Origin of the sequence: Pseudomonas sp. WS 5532 (assembly GCF_012985445.1) — a bacterium.
Taxonomy (GTDB): domain Bacteria; phylum Pseudomonadota; class Gammaproteobacteria; order Pseudomonadales; family Pseudomonadaceae; genus Aquipseudomonas; species Aquipseudomonas edaphica.
In genome coordinates, this window is record NZ_JAAQWK010000006.1 from 321,921 (window position 1) to 338,732 (window position 16,812).

The window sequence follows — 16,812 nt, forward strand, 5'->3', positions numbered from 1 at the left end:
CCCGCCATGCCGCAGTTCTTTATTGACCGCCCGATTTTCGCCTGGGTGGTGGCCCTGTTTATCCTGCTGGCCGGCGCGCTCGCCATCCCGCAGTTGCCGGTGGCCCAGTACCCCAACGTTGCGCCGCCGAAGGTGGAGATCTACGCGGTGTACCCCGGCGCCTCGGCCCAGACCCTGGATGAAAGCGTGGTCAGCCTGATCGAGCAGGAGCTTAACGGCGCCGATCACTTGCTGTACTTCGAATCCCAGAGCAGCCTGGGTTCGGCCACTATCACCGCGACCTTCCAGCCGGGCACCAACCCGGAAATGGCCCAGGTGGACGTGCAAAACCGTCTTAAAGCGGTAGAACCGCGCTTGCCGCAAGCCGTGACCCAGCAAGGTTTGCAAGTGGAGAAAGTCTCCGCCGGCTTCCTGCTGCTGGTGACCCTGACCTCCAACGACGGCAAGCTCGACGACGTAGCGCTCAGCGATTACCTGGCGCGCAACGTGATGAACGAACTCAAGCGCCTGGACGGCGTGGGCAAGGCCCAGCTGTATGGTGCCGAACGCGCCATGCGCATCTGGATCGACCCGCAGAAGCTGATCGGTTTCAACCTGACGCCAGCCGACGTGAACGCCGCGATCAGCGCGCAAAACGCTCAGGTCTCGGCGGGCAGCATTGGCGATTTGCCGGGCACCAAGACCCAGGAAATCACCGCCGCAATCCTGGTCAAGGGCCAACTGTCGACCCCGGCGGAATTTGCCGACATCGTGCTCAAGGCTAACCCCGACGGTTCCACCGTGCGCATCGGCGATGTGGCGCGGGTGGAAGTCGGCAGCCAGGAATACCAGTTCTCCACGCGCCTGAACGGCAAACCGTCCACCGCCGTCAGTGTGCAACTGTCGCCCGGCGCCAACGCGCTGAACACCGCAACCCTGGTGCGGGCAAAGATGGACGAGCTGTCGCGCTATTTCCCGGCCAACGTGGAGTACAAGATCCCTTACGACACGTCGCCGTTCGTCAAAGTCTCGATCACCAAAGTGGTCTACACCTTGCTGGAGGCGATGGCACTGGTGTTTGCGGTGATGTTCCTGTTCCTGCAGAACGTGCGCTACACCTTGATCCCCACGCTGGTGGTGCCGATTGCACTGATGGGCACTTTCGCCACCATGTTGTTGCTGGGTTTCTCGATCAACGTGCTGACCATGTTCGGTATGGTGCTGGCGATCGGCATCCTGGTGGACGATGCGATTGTGGTGGTCGAAAACGTCGAGCGCATCATGGCCACCGAAGGCCTGTCGCCCAAGGACGCAACGAAAAAAGCCATGGGCCAGATCACTGGCGCCATCGTCGGTATCACGTTGGTACTGGTGGCGGTGTTCTTGCCGATGGCGTTCATGCCGGGTTCGGTGGGTGTGATCTACCAACAGTTCTCACTGTCGATGGCCACCTCGATCCTGTTCTCGGCGTTCCTGGCCCTGACATTGACGCCGGCGCTGTGCGCCACCTTGCTCAAACCGATTGCCAAGGGCGAGCACCACGCCAAGGGCGGTTTCTTCGGCTGGTTCAACACGCGTTTTGAGCGCCTCACCGACCGCTATGAAGGCTGGGTGGCCTATGCCCTCAAGCGCAGCGGCCGCTACCTGTTGATCTATCTGGTGCTGCTGGTGGGCCTGGGGTGGATGTTCAGTCGCCTGCCCTCCTCATTCCTGCCGGTGGAAGACCAGGGTTACACCATCACCGATATCCAGCTGCCACCGGGCGCGAGCAAGAACCGCACGGTGCAGGTGGCCGAGCAGATCGAAGCGCACAACGCCGGCGAACCTGGGGTGGGCGATACCACCATGATCATGGGCTTCAGTTTCTCCGGGTCCGGGCAGAACGCGGCGCTGGCCTTTACCACGCTCAAGGATTGGTCGCAGCGCAGCAGCGACGATTCGGCCTCGGCAATTGCCGAGCGTGCCAACGAAGCGTTCAGCGAGCTCAAGGATGCGATTGCCTACGCGATCCTGCCGCCGCCGGTGGACGGCCTGGGGACTTCCAGCGGCTTCGAGTTCCGTTTGCAGGACCGTGGCGGCGTCGGCCATGCCGCGTTGATGCAAGCACGTACCGAGTTGCTGGCCGCCGCCGAAAAAAGCCCGATCCTGGCCAACGTGCGCGAAAGCGCCTTGGCTGAAGCACCGCAAGTGCAATTGCAAGTGGATCGCAAGCAAGCCAACGCCCTGGGCGTGTCGTTTGCCGATGTGGGCAATGTGCTGTCCTCGGCCATCGGCTCGGCCTATGTCAACGACTTCCCCAACCAGGGCCGCATGCAGCGGGTGGTGGTGCAGGCCGAAGGCGACCAACGCAGCCAGGTGGCGGACTTGATGAAGATCAACGTGCGCAATAACGCCGGCAAGATGGTGCCCTTGTCATCCTTTGTTGAAGCCAGCTGGACCCAGGGCCCGGCGCAGCTGACGCGCTACAACGGCTACCCGGCCATCTCCATCAGCGGCGAAGCGGCACCGGGGCACAGCACCGGTGAGGCCATGGAAGAAATCCAGCGCCTGGTCAGCCAACTGCCGGCCGGCCTGGGCCAGGAGTGGACCGGGCTGTCGTTGCAGGAACGCTTGTCCGGCTCCCAGGCGCCGTTGCTGTTGGGCCTGTCGCTGCTGATCGTGTTCCTGTGCCTGGCGGCGCTGTATGAAAGCTGGTCGATACCCACCTCGGTGTTGCTGGTGGTGCCGCTGGGTGTGCTTGGCGCCGTATTGGCGGTGAGCTTGCGTGGCATGCCCAATGACGTGTTCTTCAAGGTCGGCTTGATCACCATCATCGGTTTGTCGGCGAAGAACGCGATTCTGATCATCGAGTTTGCCAAGGACCTGGTTGACCAAGGTGAGGATCTGATCGACGCCACCCTGAAAGCCGCGCGGCTCAGGTTACGGCCGATCATCATGACCTCGCTGGCGTTTATCCTTGGCGTGGTGCCCTTGGCGATTGCCACCGGCGCCAGCTCGGCCAGCCAGCAGGCGATTGGTACAGGCGTGATCGGCGGGATGATCACCGCGACGCTGGCGGTGGTGTTTGTGCCGGTGTTCTTTGTGGTGGTGATGAAACTGGTGCGCAGGCGCGGCAAGCCTGACTGATCGGCACCGCGGATCCCTGTGGGAGCCAGCTCCCACAGGGTTCACTTATCTCAAGAACAACTGAATGCGCTATGGTGCTCACAACCTCCCCTGTTGTGAGCACCTATGGCCTTCCTCGCCCGCACCCACCCTCGCCTCTCATCCGCCGCCGTTCTTGGCCTTGCCGTGGGCATTCTGGCGCCGGCCGATACGCTGATCAGCAAAATCCTGATTGGCTGGAACGCCGGGGTCTGGACCTACCTGGCGCTGATGCTGTGGCTTACCAGCCGCTCACGTGCCGATGATGTAAAGCGCATCGCCGAGATCGAGGATGAAAACGCCGGGCTGGTGCTGTTCATGGTGTGCATTGCCGCGATTGCGAGCCTGGCTACCATCACAGTCAACCTGGTAGGCAGCAAAGACCTGGACAGCACGGCGCGCCTGCTGCACTACGGTTTTACCGGCATGACGGTGATTGGTTCATGGTTACTAACCGGGGTGATTTTCAGTGTGCATTACGCCCGCCTGTTCTACACCTGGGAAGGCGACGAGCCGGCGCTGCGCTTTGCCGAAGGGCTGCGTAACCCCAATTACTGGGACTTCCTGTACTTCTCGTTCACCATCGGCGTGGCGGTGCAAACCGCGGATGTGGGGGTTGCTACACGCGCAATGCGCAAAGTCGTTTTGGGCCAGTCGTTGATTGGGTTTCTGTTCAATACGGCGATTCTGGGCTTCTCGATCAATATTGCTGCCGGACTGTTCAGTTGAACCCTGATGGTATGGCGGCAATCCTGATCTAAACGGGAAAGGCTATTGAAAAGCGCTTTTGCGTTCAAAAAAAAGCCCTGATCTTTCGATCAGGGCTTTATAGGGCGCCGGTTTATTTAGAACGCATAACGCAGGCCAACATTGACAGCGGCTTTTTGCTTGATTTTGTCACTGGTGCTGGTCTCCAGGTCGACATGCGCCTGCAGGTCCTGGGTAAACGACACCGCCACACCGGCACCGTACTTGGTGCGCGAGCCCGACAAATCATTGTTGAAGGTCTGGTTGTTGACCGTGACCTTATTGTTGTTGGCAAACTCGTGGACCATTGCCGCACGCAGGTAAGGCTTGATCAGCGTGCCATCATCGAGTTGGAACTCATGACCAACGGTCGCACCGGCCTCGGCGGTCCTTGAGCGGGTGCGCTCACCGTCCACTTGCAAACCGTTTTTCAGGCTGTACGTGCCACCCTGGACCACAATGGTCGACAGTCGGCCGTAAGGTTCAATAAAGGAACTCTCACCGAACTTGATATGACGGCCGAGTTCAGCCGATACACCACCGCCTACGTTGTTGTAGCCACCCTTGGTCGACGTGTTGTCACTGAGTGTTGCCTTGGCCTGGTTCTGGAACCGGTTGGCTTTGGCCACGGCATCAAAATAGAAACCGCTTTCTTCGTCCATCCAGGTGGCATAGGTACCCAGGAAGTAGCTCTTGACGGTACCGGCAGCGCCGCGAGCCGGGTTTACGTCAGAGTTACTGTGGCCGCCAAATACACCCACCTTCCATTGGCTGTCGCCCAGCGGCGTATCAGCACCGATGGAAAAACCTCGCAGGTTCTGCGAGTAGCCGGTGCCCGAACTCTGGGACACATCATATTGACTGCCGATACCACGGACCCAAAGACCGGTGCTTTTCGAGTAACGCAACTCACCCATACGTTGGCGCAATGAGCCCTCTTCGGCGGTCATGATGGTCACCGGGGTGTTGAACAATGCCGTCACCACGCGGGCACTGCGGCTGATCACACGGGTTTGCGTGTCCAGAAACCAGTCATTGCCTTCCTGTTTCAGGTTATAGGCATAGGCACCCATGTCGACCGGGCCGCCCTCCAGGGAGAACGCCGCGTCACCGCCGCCGGTGTGCACAACCTGGGTTTTGACCAGTTCGCTGCCGCTGGCTGCGAGTGCCAGGCTGTGGTTGCCCGTGGCTTCGCCGGTGACATTGATAAAGTCGGTTTTGCCTTGGTCGAAATCGGTGCCCATGACAAAGGTGCCGTTACCCGAAAGCGTCTGAAGGTTCAGTTGGTAAAACTCATTCGCCGCGCCCATGGTCACCGTACCACCGGCCATGTTCAGTGCGCCCACCTGGCTGTCACCGGTCATGTTCCAGTTGGAAGCATTGCCTACGCTCAGGGTGGAGACGTTCTGCAACTGGCCCGTCAGCTCGGCGTTGTTTTGCAGGTTCAAATGCACGGTGCTGGTGGCATCGGCGATTACATTACCGGCCAGGTTTCGGCTGTTATCCACATTCATCGTTGCCGTGGCACCGCCAGACACCGACAGTAGATTGCCATTACCGCCTTTCAACGTAGAACCGTTGAGTACATCGATAGACACCACTGGCACTCGATTTGGCGTGCCCCTGACCGAGATGGCCGAACCGCTGCGACCCTCAACCACGGACTGGTCCAAAACCAGTTTGCCATCCGTCAGGTCCCCCCGATTACGGGTGAACGACACGCCATGGCCATTGCCGATGATAGTACTTTGCGTGGCAGTCGCTGTGGCACCTGCGAGGGAGAGCCCAAAGGCCCCTACTCCCGTGCCCTGCACCAGCGAGTTTTGTTTAAAGTGTAACTGACTGCCAGTGAATGCTTCCGCACCGCCGATAGCGCCACTGATCGTAGAGTTGCTGACCTCAGCGGACGAGCCGCTCGAAGTGCCTACAAAACCAAACGCCTGCAACCCTACGCCGCTGGTATTGGTGAGGGTACTGTTATTAATAACCGCCTTACTGCTGTCCAGCCGCACGGCGCCGTATAGGGAATCGCTCGAAGTAACACGTGCAGCGTCCATGTTTACTGTGGAGCCCTGCACAGCATGTACACTATTCGCCATACTGCCGCTGTTCATGTTCAACGTGGAATTTGAAAGGTTGATCGTGGTGGCTGTTGCACGGTTCATCGTCAACGCTGATTGGCCCGACAATTGCCAATCCGTTGTTTGCTCAGTTGCGTCAATGGTTCTTTGCTCACCGCTACCTATCACAACCGCCTGAGCTTGCCCCTGCATCGCGGCAAACAAACAGAATGTAATGGTGGGGACTTTCATCATTGCACTCAAGGGTTTGAGTTCGAACGTGTTCAGTGCCGACATGGTCAATCACTCTTTTGGTAAGGCCTACAAAAGCGGTTCGGCTCACTTCCTGAAAGTGACGCCTTACCTGTGCGGCACGTAGAGTAAGTATTAAACACTCACTCTTATGTAGGATTAATCTGCAACCTATTGGTAAGTAGGCAGCACTTTGGGTCATCCAATCGGTAGGGCACTGTCAGGGAAACCCCCTCTCAGAGTGAGAGGGGAACCCTGCAGCGTATCAATGACGCCTCTAAGGGACGATGATTGGTCCCACGTTATCGCACCGTGTGAAACTCAACGTCGTACGTACGTTAACGCCCGCGGTACCACGCCCCAGCGTGCCGTTGTTCAGCGGCACGGTGTAAGTCGCCTCCGCACGCCCTACTTGGGCATGTTCAAGGAAACCCGCGTAGGGAATCCGGAAGATATGGCCGTTATCTCTAATGGTAGGGGTAACGAGTACGTTGAAACTTTGCGTTTGGTCAAAAAGCCGAGGTGTGCCCGTGCGAGGTCTGAACACCTGCAGTACCAAGGTCAGTAGCTGACCAACCACCATTCTCGGGTCCGGATCCACAGCTACCCTGCCTTCCCAGTTTGTCGGCGCCGGTGCTACTAGCGCTTGGCAGGCCCATTGACCAAACGCCCCCCCCGTCGCATTGACATATTTAGCCGCCGGCAGGAGTGTAGTTACCGCATCCCGCACTTCAACCTCTCTAGGTAACGCGCGATTGAGGTTAGTGGCAGACGTTGGCGTTGCCGTTGGTGATACGACATAGCTGATGTTATGTCTGCCATTGCCCAGTTTTTGAAAGACACTCCAGTCGATGTCCCAGGTGACAAAGTCTCCAGGTATCTCATTGCTTATTTCCTTAGCGGGCGCGATGAACGTACCGTCAGGGTTGACAAGGATAAGAAACATGCCTGGCGCCGGCAGTTCAGCAGGGTCAGAGGTTCGCCATAACTCGACCGTAACGGTGACCGGCTTGCCAGCCTGTGCAAACTCCATTATGTTCGGTGCCGCCGCGTCGGTCCCAAGGAACGATGCAGGAATCAGTCGGGTATTGATACTGCCTGGTATTCCCGGATTGCTCGGCCCCGTCACACTAAAGTCCACTCTGAACGGCGTGGTCGGGCCGGGGACAGTGTCACCATTTTTGCGTATTTCATAGGCGATACCGACCGATTTCGGACCTTTTGCATTGGCATAGTCCGCTACAGCCAGGGGGCTCAGAAAGGCCTGATCCAACGTGATTGGAACCGAGAGAACGCGAGACCATGGGCTCCAAGCTCCATTGTTGTATCGAACCCGAAACTCGTCCTTGGTAGTGTCAACGTTCGTATAGGTCGGTATTTCGCCCGTTGGGCCTGATTTCAAGTCTTCAATAGTGACCAAGTCATCAACGAGGTCTGGCGCCTGGTGAATGATAATCGGCTGTAAATTTTCGGGTGCCGGATCCAGCGCGATAGTGAAGGTAATCGAAGGCGCAGAGACCAAACTTGCATTGCCCTGCGAGTCCCTGATTTGGTAAGTAAAGAAGCACGGCCCCCCTTGCGTAATCTCATTGGCGAGCACTGTCAGCATGTTGCCGGTTTGGGCCATGGGCCGGGGTGGAGTCTGCCGGGCTACTTCTGTGGCTGTCACGGGGGTGCCGTGGTTATAGAAGAAGGTCAGCTCATCTCCTGGCTTCCAAGCCCCGAGGCCCGTCGTTACGTTGTCAGGAATAGAGAATGGCAAATTGAACTGCGTCAGTTGTGCCAGACTAATAACCTGGCCCGGCGGAAAGGCCCCCGTGTATTGCGGCGCAGGTGGCTGAACCCTTAAATAGGGTGGATCCAAGTCTATTTTATACGTCGAAATGGGTGAGGACTGGCCGAGAGAACCAGGCCTGTCTACGGAGCCTGGAATAGTTGGATCCGCCCCCTCATTCTGGTGCAAGTCAAAACGTACTTGAAAATCACCCGACTGCTGCACTCCCGAGCTCGTAACGACAGGAATACTCGCCGAAAATTTGTCACCTGGGGCGTTGATTACAAATTGCACTTGAGCCACTAACGTCCATGAGTCAGGCAAGTCATTAATGACGTCTCTTCGATAGACTAGAGCCCAGTCACCCGCGTCTGAACCTGGGCCGGAAGTGATGATCAACACCACAGGCTTGTTCCCGTCAGCCGCTGAAATATACCCTGTTACAGGGTCTACTCCTTGGATTTCGGGAGCAACTGCTCCAGGGCTGGGATCTGCCTTTACCGTAATTTTTTTACCGATCATGTCCTATTCTCCATCCGCAATTATATTTTTACCGAATAAAACCAAACGACCAGGGACCTCTGGATACTGAAGCCCTCACGCCACTTACCTCACTGCCACCTACACTTCGATCTTCATGAATGGATTTATCCAACGCTAGGCCGGCCCACAATACTTCCCAGTCGGATATTTAAGGTCAACTTGTACATACCCGACTTTCGATACGCCTATTAATCCGTGGTTTCGAAAAACACTATATTTTGCAGAGGCGCCGGCATAGTCCCTCAGCGGTTTGATTATGTTTTGATAATCTGTAATTTCAAAAGTATGGGACACTTGATTGACGCCCCACGTATGACTCAGGATAAGGGCTGTCGACGCTATCGGGTTGCGATCCGGGTAATTAGCGTACCCCTGGAACGACAGCGTACATACATCCCCTGGGGCTATACCGACTCCGGGCGTCACCTGCATCTGAAATACCTCCCAGGGAAGCGGGATTGGTTTGCCGTCGGGGCCAAAGCCAGGTGTGCAACTAATAATTTTATTAGGATGATTTATATTTTGAGGGAACGTGGGCTTTGGAAAACTTATAGGCGGCGTGATGGTTACGACAACACTTTGATTACCCGATCGTTGCTCGTTAACGCCGTTAGTGCTCACGTAATACACGGGGGCAGTCGTATTACCACCGCCCTGTATGATCGACCAGCTAATGCGATTATCAAAAACGATAAGGGCGCCAGCGGTGTCACCCAACTTGACGGTATAGGTTGCCACCGGCGCTGCCTGCCCCGGCCAGTACAGCAACAGCATGTCACCGACTTGCGGGTTACCGGACAGGCGCGCTTCCACTCTGACAGCGTCGATACTGTCGCGACTGTCCAGTTTATTGGCTGTATTGGACACCGCGCCATAGAGATTGGCCAAGTCCAACATTGGGTTAAGTAACGCTGGCGCCTGATTGTGATCGCGGCCGAATACCGTGAAATCCATATTGAGCAATTTCAGCGGAGACAGCGTCCCAGGGCCCACCGTGTCGGAAGCACGTCTAATGTAATAGCGAAACGGCACCTTGTCCTTTCGCTGCAGGTCGGAGCCGTTGGCAATCAGCTGCTGCCAGGTCAAGGTTCCGGTAAACGGAAATGAAGTGACAGGTATCGGCGGAAGTTTAACACCCGCCAATTCAGGGATACAGAGATCCCCAGGTATAAAATTGGTGTAGCTGCTGATGCCAAACGAGACGATATTACGCGCATCGTCACGTTTGATGAGTTGATCAAAATCAAACGCAGGCACCGTAGGCACGGGCAAATTGCCGGGCAGTGGCGTTAGACTCAGCAAGACACTTCCGGGCGTGGAAAGTTGACTGATGTTACCCCCCTCATCCTTGACCCGGTACACCGCAAACAATTCTTGCGCACCTGAAAACTTGCGAAATTCCGATACCAGCACCTTCAAAATAATTGCACCTGTAGTAGCAACTATTTTTTCAACGTGAATCGGTAAGCCAGTCGGATTTGAATTGCTGCTCATAAACCACAGAAATATTTCGTCAAGCGTGGCGCGAACCTTATAATCGCCCGGCACCACGACATCCAGTGTCAAATTATTATCCAGATCAGGATTAGTAATAACTGCACTTGAAAACACCGGCGCCTTAAGCACCTCGCCTTTACCCGGCGCACTGCGGTCGATAATAATCCTGACTGGGGGCGAGAAATTGGCCACCGGTGCGTCGGGCTGGTCAGTGTGTATGCGATAAGAAAGATTGAAGACACCGTCATTCAGCAGCAAACTGCTAGGAATATACGTCGGCAGTGGAAAGTCGCCGGGAAACAACTCTCCCACGACCGGTATCGGTTCAACGTAAACAGGCAGCGCTAATCCCTCCTGATGCAAAACATGAACAATATAATCAACGGCCCCCGGCTTGGTCAGTTCAATCCATGGGCCGGGTATCCATACGAGAAGATCATCATCCAATAAGCGTTTTGGAATCACACCACTTGCCAATCGTCCCTCAACGATTGGCAAGGGGGCTTGAGGCACGGCGGTCACAACTGTGCCGTCGGGCAAACCTGTGGCGCTATTGGTTTGAACATTGCTATTAGTTGTGGGGGGGCTCATATCATTCTCCGTAACAGCAACATTGCGCCGGTCACTGGTTTTTATTGAAGGCTGTGACGTTGATTGAATACCCGTTAGTAACTTCCCGATACTGTCAGAACTAACAGGTCTTACCGCCATTCGTCGGTTGCACGCGCGAATGAGCGCTTGCCCCGCGCTGAATGACACTTGACGTTGTTTCGTGAATGAGGTCTCCTGAAACCGGTTTCAGAACGTCACCACCTCCAATAAGAAAGGCCTGCCACCGTGACTCCTTTTTCCGCCGCCCAGCGCAGCCGCGTGACCATGCTCGACGTCGCAGAACGCGCCGGCGTGTCCAAAGCCAGCGTGTCGCGCTTTATCGGCGAGGACCGCGCCCTGCTCTCCGACGCCATTGCCTTGCGTATCGAGCAAGCGATCAGCGAACTCGGCTACCGCCCCAACCAGATGGCACGCGGTTTGAAACGCGGCCGCACACGCCTGATCGGCATGCTGGTGGCCGATATCCGCAACCCCTATTCCATTGCCGTGATGCACGGCGTCGAAACCGCCTGCCGCCAGCATGGCTACAGCCTGGTGGTGTGCAACACCGACCGCGATGACGAGCAAGAGCGCCAGCACCTGGCGGCGCTGCGTTCGTACAACATCGAAGGGTTGATCGTGAACACCCTTGGCCACCACCTTGACCAACTGCTGGAGTTGCAGCGCGAAATGCCCCTGGTGCTGGTGGACCGCAAGGTCGAGCCGTTGCACAGCGATATGGTCGGCCTGGATAACCCTGCGGCGGTGCGTGTTGCCGTGCAGCACCTGGCACAGCAGGGTTATCGCGACCTGTTGCTGGTGAGCGAAAAGGCCGATGGCACCAGTTCACGTCTGGAGCGTCAGGCGAGTTTCAATGCCGAGATTGCGGCACGCCCAGGGTTGACCGGCGCCGTGCTGGAACTTGATGGCACGCTGGAAAACCGCCTGCACAGCTTTCTTGCCAAGCCAGGTCCCAAGGCGTTGTTCTGCGCCAATGGTGTGGCTGCGCTGGCCTGCACCCACGCACTCAAAACGCTGGGCTGCACGCTGTTTGATGATGTTGGCCTGATCGCCCTGGATGACCTCGACTGGTACCCGCTGGTGGGCAACGGCATCACCGCCCTCGCCCAACCCACCGACGCGATTGGCGCCAGCGCCTTTGACTGCCTGCTTAAACGCTTGCGCGGCGATGACGCACCACCGCGTACCCTGGATTTTTTGCCCGAACTGATCGTCCGTGGCTCCACCCAATCCCTTGTGGGAGCTGGCTTGCCTGCGATGGCGGTCTGTCAGGCGAAGCCGTAGTCGCCTGACACACCGCCATCGCAGGCAAGCCAGCTCCCACATTGGTTTTTCGTATAAAAATGAAACCGGTTTCAGAGGTACATAACAATGCATAAATACCCCGTTTCCATCAGCCTATCCAGCTACGGTGCCGACCTGGTACGCACGCTTGGCCAATTGAGTTTTGTCGAACTGCTCAGTGCCGCCGGCGCCCAGCGCATCGAGTGGCGCGAAGAACTGCTGACCACCGAACAACCCACCGACCTCGCCCAGGCCGCTGCCGAAAACGGCCTGGAATCGGTGTACTCATCGCCCCTAGAACTTTGGATCGCCGGGCGCGCCCAGCCCAACGCTGAACTCAGTGCAACCCTGGACCGCGCCCAAGCGTTTGGCTCGCGCTGGCTGAAGGTTTCCCTCGGTTATTTCACCGACACCAACGACCTGCAAAGCCTGCACGCCCTGCTCAACCGCCACCCGGTCAAACTCCTGGTGGAGAACGACCAGACCCTGCACGGTGGGCGCATCGAGCCAATGCAACGCTTCTTCACTGAGGTGGAACGCCTGGGCTTGCCGGTGAAAATGACCTTCGACATCGGCAACTGGCAGTGGCAGGACCAATCCGCGCTCACTGCCGCGCGGCTGTTGGGCCGCCATGTGGATTACCTGCACTGCAAGGCCGTGGCGCGTCGCCAGGACGGCAAGCTGGTGGCCTTGCCGCCCGGCGCCACCGACCTGCATCTGTGGGAACAACTGCTCAAACATATGACTCAAGGTATTACCCGGGCCGTGGAATTCCCGTTGCAAGGCGATGACCTGGTTGCAGTCACCGCACAGCAGGTCGCCGCCCTCGCCCTCCTTGGCCAGCCCCGCGCGGAGAATGCCCATGTCTGAGATCGATATCCTTTCGTTTGGTGAAACCATGGCGATGTTTGTCGCCGAACAGACCGGCGACCTGGCCCAGGTGGCGCAGTTTCACAAGCGCATTGCCGGGGCCGACAGCAACGTCGCGATCGGCCTGTCGCGCCTGGGTTTCAATGTGACGTGGCTAAGCCGTGTCGGCGACGATTCCCTGGGGCGCTTTGTGGTCGACACGCTGAAGAACGAAGGCCTGGATTGTCGGCATGTGGCGGTCGACCCGCTGCACCCGACCGGCTTTCAATTCAAGTCCCGCGAAGAAGCCGGCGCCGACCCGCAGGTGGAGTACTTCCGTAAAGGCTCGGCGGCCAGCCACTTGTCGATTGCCGCGATCAGCCCCGCCTTGCTGCAAGCGCGCCACCTGCATGCCACCGGCATCCCGCCCGCCTTGTCCGCGGCCACCCGCGAGCTGTCCGTGGAACTGATGACGCAGATGCGCAAGGCCGGGCGCAGCGTGTCGTTCGACCCGAACCTGCGCCCATCGTTATGGGCCAGCCAAGCGCAGATGGTCGGCGAAATCAACGCCCTCGCCGCCCTGGCCGATTGGGTGTTGCCGGGCCTGGGCGAAGGCCGCCTGCTCACCGGCTTTGACGACCCGGCCGACATCGCCGCGTTCTACCTCGACCAGGGCGCCGAAGCCGTGGCAATCAAGCTGGGCGCGGACGGCGCCTACTACCGCACCCACATGGACCAAGGCTTTATTGCCGCCGTGCCGGTGGAAACCGTCGTGGATACCGTGGGTGCCGGTGATGGTTTTGCCGTCGGCATGATCAGCGCCCTGCTCGAAAACCTGAGCTTCCCCGAGGCAGTACAGCGCGGCAACTGGATCGGCAGCCGCGCCGTGCAAAGCCGGGGTGATATGGAAGGTTTGCCCACCCGCTCTGAATTACCCAGCCGATCTGTTGCATGACCCACTCCCTGTTGCCACAACTACAACAAGCTCAGGAGCAACCCCATGGAAACTGTGAAACTCGCCACCCGTCGCTGGTGGTACATCATGCCTATCGTGTTCATCACCTACAGCCTGGCGTATCTGGATCGGGCCAACTACGGCTTCGCCGCGGCCTCCGGCATGGCCGAAGACCTGATGATCACCCCCGGCATGTCGTCGTTGCTGGGCGCGCTGTTTTTTCTTGGCTACTTTTTCTTCCAGGTGCCAGGTGCGATCTACGCGCAAAAACGCAGCGTTAAAAAGCTGATTTTCGTCAGCCTGATTCTGTGGGGCAGCCTGGCCACACTGACCGGCGTGGTGTCCAACGCCTATATGCTGATCGCCATTCGCTTCATGCTCGGCGTGGTCGAAGCGGCGGTGATGCCGGCGATGCTGGTATACCTGTGCCACTGGTTTACCCGAGCCGAACGCTCACGGGCCAACACCTTCCTGATCCTCGGCAACCCGGTCACCATGATGTGGATGTCGGTGGTCTCGGGCTATCTGGTGCAGCACTTCAGCTGGCGCTGGATGTTTATCATCGAAGGCCTGCCGGCGGTGATCTGGGCGTTTATCTGGTGGAAGCTGGCGGATGAAAAACCCGCCGACGCCAAGTGGCTGAGCGAGCAGCATAAACAAGACCTGCAAAGCGCCCTGGCCGCCGAACAGGTCGGGATCAAGGCGGTGAAGAACTACGCCGAAGCCTTTCGTTCGCCCAAGGTGATCATCCTGGCGCTGCAGTTTTTTTGCTGGAGCATCGGTGTGTATGGCTTCGTGTTGTGGCTGCCGTCGATCCTCAAGGCCGGCTTGCAGATGGACATGGTCGAAGCCGGTTGGCTCTCGGCGCTGCCGTACCTGGCAGCGGTGATCGGCATGCTGGCGGTGTCGTGGGGCTCGGACAAGCTGCAAAAGCGTAAACGTTTTGTGTGGCCGCCGCTGCTGATCGCGTCTATTGCGTTTTACGCGTCCTACGCGCTGGGCGCTGAGCACTTCTGGTGGTCCTACACCCTGCTGGTCATCGCCGGGGCCTGCATGTATGCGCCCTATGGTCCGTTCTTTGCCATCGTCCCGGAAATCCTCCCGGCCAACGTCGCTGGCGGCGCCATGGCGCTGATCAACAGCATGGGCGCGCTCGGTTCGTTCGGCGGTTCGTACCTGGTCGGTTACCTCAATAGCAGCACCGGCTCACCCGGCGCCTCGTACTTGCTGATGAGCGGCGCGCTGATGTTTGCCGTGGTGCTGACGATTTTCCTCAAGCCCGGCGCCAGTGATCGCGTGCCGGTGCCAACCCTGGAGTTGAAGGTAAAAACCTCATGAAAAAGTCTGTGGTCCTGTACAAAAAACTCTCCGCGCCATTGATGGCCCGCCTGCACGAACACGTCGACGTGACCCTGATTGACGCCCTCGACGAACCCGGCCTCGCCAGGCTGCGTGACGCCTTGCCTGGTGCCCATGGTTTGTTGGGTGCCAGCCTGCGCCTGGATGCCAGGCTGCTCGACCTGGCGCCCAAGCTCGAAGCGGTGGCCAGTGTGTCGGTGGGCGTCGACAACTACGACATCGACTACCTGACCCAACGCGGCATCCTGCTCAGCAATACGCCGGATGTGCTTACCGAAACCACGGCGGATACCGGCTTCGCGCTGATCCTGGCCACCGCTCGCCGGGTGGTCGAGCTGGCCGATATGGTGCGTGCCGGGCAGTGGAGCAAGAACATCGGCCCGGCGCATTTTGGCACCGATGTGCATGGCAAGACCCTGGGCATTATCGGCATGGGGCGCATCGGCGAAGCCCTGGCTCAGCGTGGGCATTTCGGTTTTGGTATGCCGGTGATTTACCACAGTCATTCGCCAAAACCGCGGGTAGAGGAGCGCTTTGGGGCGCAGTTTCGTAGCTTGCCGGAGTTGTTGCAGCAGGCTGACTTTGTGTGCCTGACCTTGCCACTCACGGCTGAAACCGAAAAGCTGATTGGCGCGCGTGAGTTTGCGTTGATGGGGCCGGAGACGATTTTTATCAATATCTCGCGTGGCAAGGTGGTGGATGAGGCGGCGCTGGTTGAGGCGCTGCAACAACGCACGATTCGGGCGGCGGGGTTGGATGTGTTTGAGCGCGAGCCCTTGAGTCATGACTCGCCGTTGTTGCGTTTGAACAATGTAGTGGCTACACCGCATATCGGTTCGGCGACCCACGAGACGCGGGAGGCTATGGCCGCTTGCGCGGTGGAAAATTTGCTGTCGGCGCTGGCTGGGGAGCGGCCGGACAATCTGGTTAATCCCAGTGTGTATGCTTGAGCTTGCGGTGGGTCCGTTGGCGGGTTCGGTGACTGGCGTCGCTGCTGTGTACATATCCGTTGCTGCGGTAACGGCCACTTAGGGTTCCGCCCTTACGGCGGCTCACTTTTGGAAAGACCCAAAAGTAAGCAAAAGGTCTTCGCCCCAACACTCGGTGCCTCGCTGTGGCTCGGCATGCCCGCAATCCGCCAGTGATTTGGGGGGCCGCCGCGATGGGCCATCCTTGGCCCAGCGCGGCTAAACCGGCATCCCTGCCGGTTTACCCCCCAAATCACTGTCAGATTCCGGCCATCGTGTTTGACGGGGCGATTTCAGATCAAGATCAAAAGCGCAGATCAAAAGACCGCTGACTTCGTCATCGAAAAGGATGTAAGGGCCGGAGCAACAGCAACAGCAACAGCAACAGCAACAGCAACAGCAACAGCAACAGCAACAGCAACAGCAACAGCAACAGCAGAGCCATACTCGGTCAACTGTGGGAGCTGGCTTGCCTGCGATAGCATCAACTCGGTGTGCCTGATGTACCAAGGTGTCTGCATCGCAGGCAAGCCAGCTCCCACAGAAAAGCAGATCTTCGGTGTATGCGGATCCGCTTTCGCTTTTGATCTAACCACTCAGGTCGGCTTTCAGGCCGCCGTGCTCTGCTTTTGATCTTGCTTTTGATCTGAGGCGCCCCGTCGACCACGATGGCCGAACGCAGGCTTGAATCCGTGGGTAACCCGGCAGGACGCCGGGTTAGCCGCGCTGGGCCAAGGATGGCCCATCGCGGCGGCCCACGGATTCAAGCCGGAGTGAGGGCACACCGAG

The 16,812-nt window shown here is 58.2% G+C and carries 11 protein-coding genes; 8 read left to right on the top strand and 3 right to left on the bottom strand.

All coding sequences use genetic code 11. From position 1 onward, the window contains the following. The first annotated feature begins 6 nt into the window (after window positions 1–6). A complete protein-coding gene (locus HBO23_RS13550) occupies window positions 7–3,105 on the top strand; it encodes an efflux RND transporter permease subunit (protein WP_170038449.1) in 3,099 nt (1,032 codons plus the stop codon). Between the two features lie 105 nt (window positions 3,106–3,210). Then, on the top strand, window positions 3,211–3,852 hold the full coding sequence (locus HBO23_RS13555; protein WP_017135030.1) for a DUF1345 domain-containing protein: 642 nt from the start codon (window positions 3,211–3,213) through the stop codon (window positions 3,850–3,852). Between the two features lie 116 nt (window positions 3,853–3,968). Here the strand turns inward: HBO23_RS13555 and HBO23_RS13560 are convergent, their stop codons facing one another. The 3 genes from HBO23_RS13560 to HBO23_RS13570 form a co-directional block, all read right to left on the bottom strand. Further along, window positions 3,969–5,927 carry an autotransporter outer membrane beta-barrel domain-containing protein gene (locus tag HBO23_RS13560; protein WP_017135029.1) on the bottom strand — a complete coding sequence of 653 codons (1,959 nt, stop codon included), beginning with the start codon at window positions 5,925–5,927 and terminating at the stop codon, window positions 3,969–3,971. 532 nt (window positions 5,928–6,459) lie between these two features. Continuing rightward, a complete protein-coding gene (locus tag HBO23_RS13565) occupies window positions 6,460–8,478 on the bottom strand; it encodes a hypothetical protein (protein ID WP_170038451.1) in 2,019 nt (672 codons plus the stop codon). Between the two features lie 135 nt (window positions 8,479–8,613). After that, on the bottom strand, window positions 8,614–10,587 hold the full coding sequence (locus tag HBO23_RS13570; protein WP_170038453.1) for a hypothetical protein: 1,974 nt from the start codon (window positions 10,585–10,587) through the stop codon (window positions 8,614–8,616). A gap of 246 nt (window positions 10,588–10,833) precedes the next feature. Here HBO23_RS13570 and HBO23_RS13575 point away from each other — a divergent pair, with 246 nt between their 5' ends. The 6 genes from HBO23_RS13575 to HBO23_RS13600 all read left to right on the top strand — a co-directional run bounded on the left by HBO23_RS13575 (window position 10,834) and on the right by HBO23_RS13600 (window position 16,656). Continuing rightward, window positions 10,834–11,892 (top strand): LacI family DNA-binding transcriptional regulator, encoded by a 1,059-nt coding sequence (locus HBO23_RS13575; protein WP_170038455.1) that lies wholly within the window; start codon window positions 10,834–10,836, stop codon window positions 11,890–11,892. Between the two features lie 87 nt (window positions 11,893–11,979). Then, entirely contained in the window at window positions 11,980–12,762 is a 783-nt protein-coding gene (locus tag HBO23_RS13580; protein ID WP_017137535.1) for a TIM barrel protein, read from the top strand. Further along, on the top strand, window positions 12,755–13,696 hold the full coding sequence (locus HBO23_RS13585) for a sugar kinase (RefSeq protein ID WP_170038457.1): 942 nt from the start codon (window positions 12,755–12,757) through the stop codon (window positions 13,694–13,696). Before HBO23_RS13580 ends, HBO23_RS13585 begins: the two co-directional genes overlap by 8 nt. Window positions 13,697–13,741: 45 nt before the next feature. Continuing rightward, window positions 13,742–15,034 carry an MFS transporter gene (locus HBO23_RS13590; protein WP_056859255.1) on the top strand — a complete coding sequence of 431 codons (1,293 nt, stop codon included), beginning with the start codon at window positions 13,742–13,744 and terminating at the stop codon, window positions 15,032–15,034. Continuing rightward, window positions 15,031–16,005 carry an NAD(P)-dependent oxidoreductase gene (locus tag HBO23_RS13595; protein ID WP_138454030.1) on the top strand — a complete coding sequence of 325 codons (975 nt, stop codon included), beginning with the start codon at window positions 15,031–15,033 and terminating at the stop codon, window positions 16,003–16,005. The genes HBO23_RS13590 and HBO23_RS13595 overlap by 4 nt, the downstream gene beginning before the upstream one ends. Before the next feature lie 297 nt (window positions 16,006–16,302). Continuing rightward, window positions 16,303–16,656, top strand: coding sequence for a hypothetical protein (locus tag HBO23_RS13600; RefSeq protein ID WP_170038459.1), 354 nt, complete (start codon window positions 16,303–16,305; stop codon window positions 16,654–16,656). Window positions 16,657–16,812 lie beyond the last annotated feature (156 nt).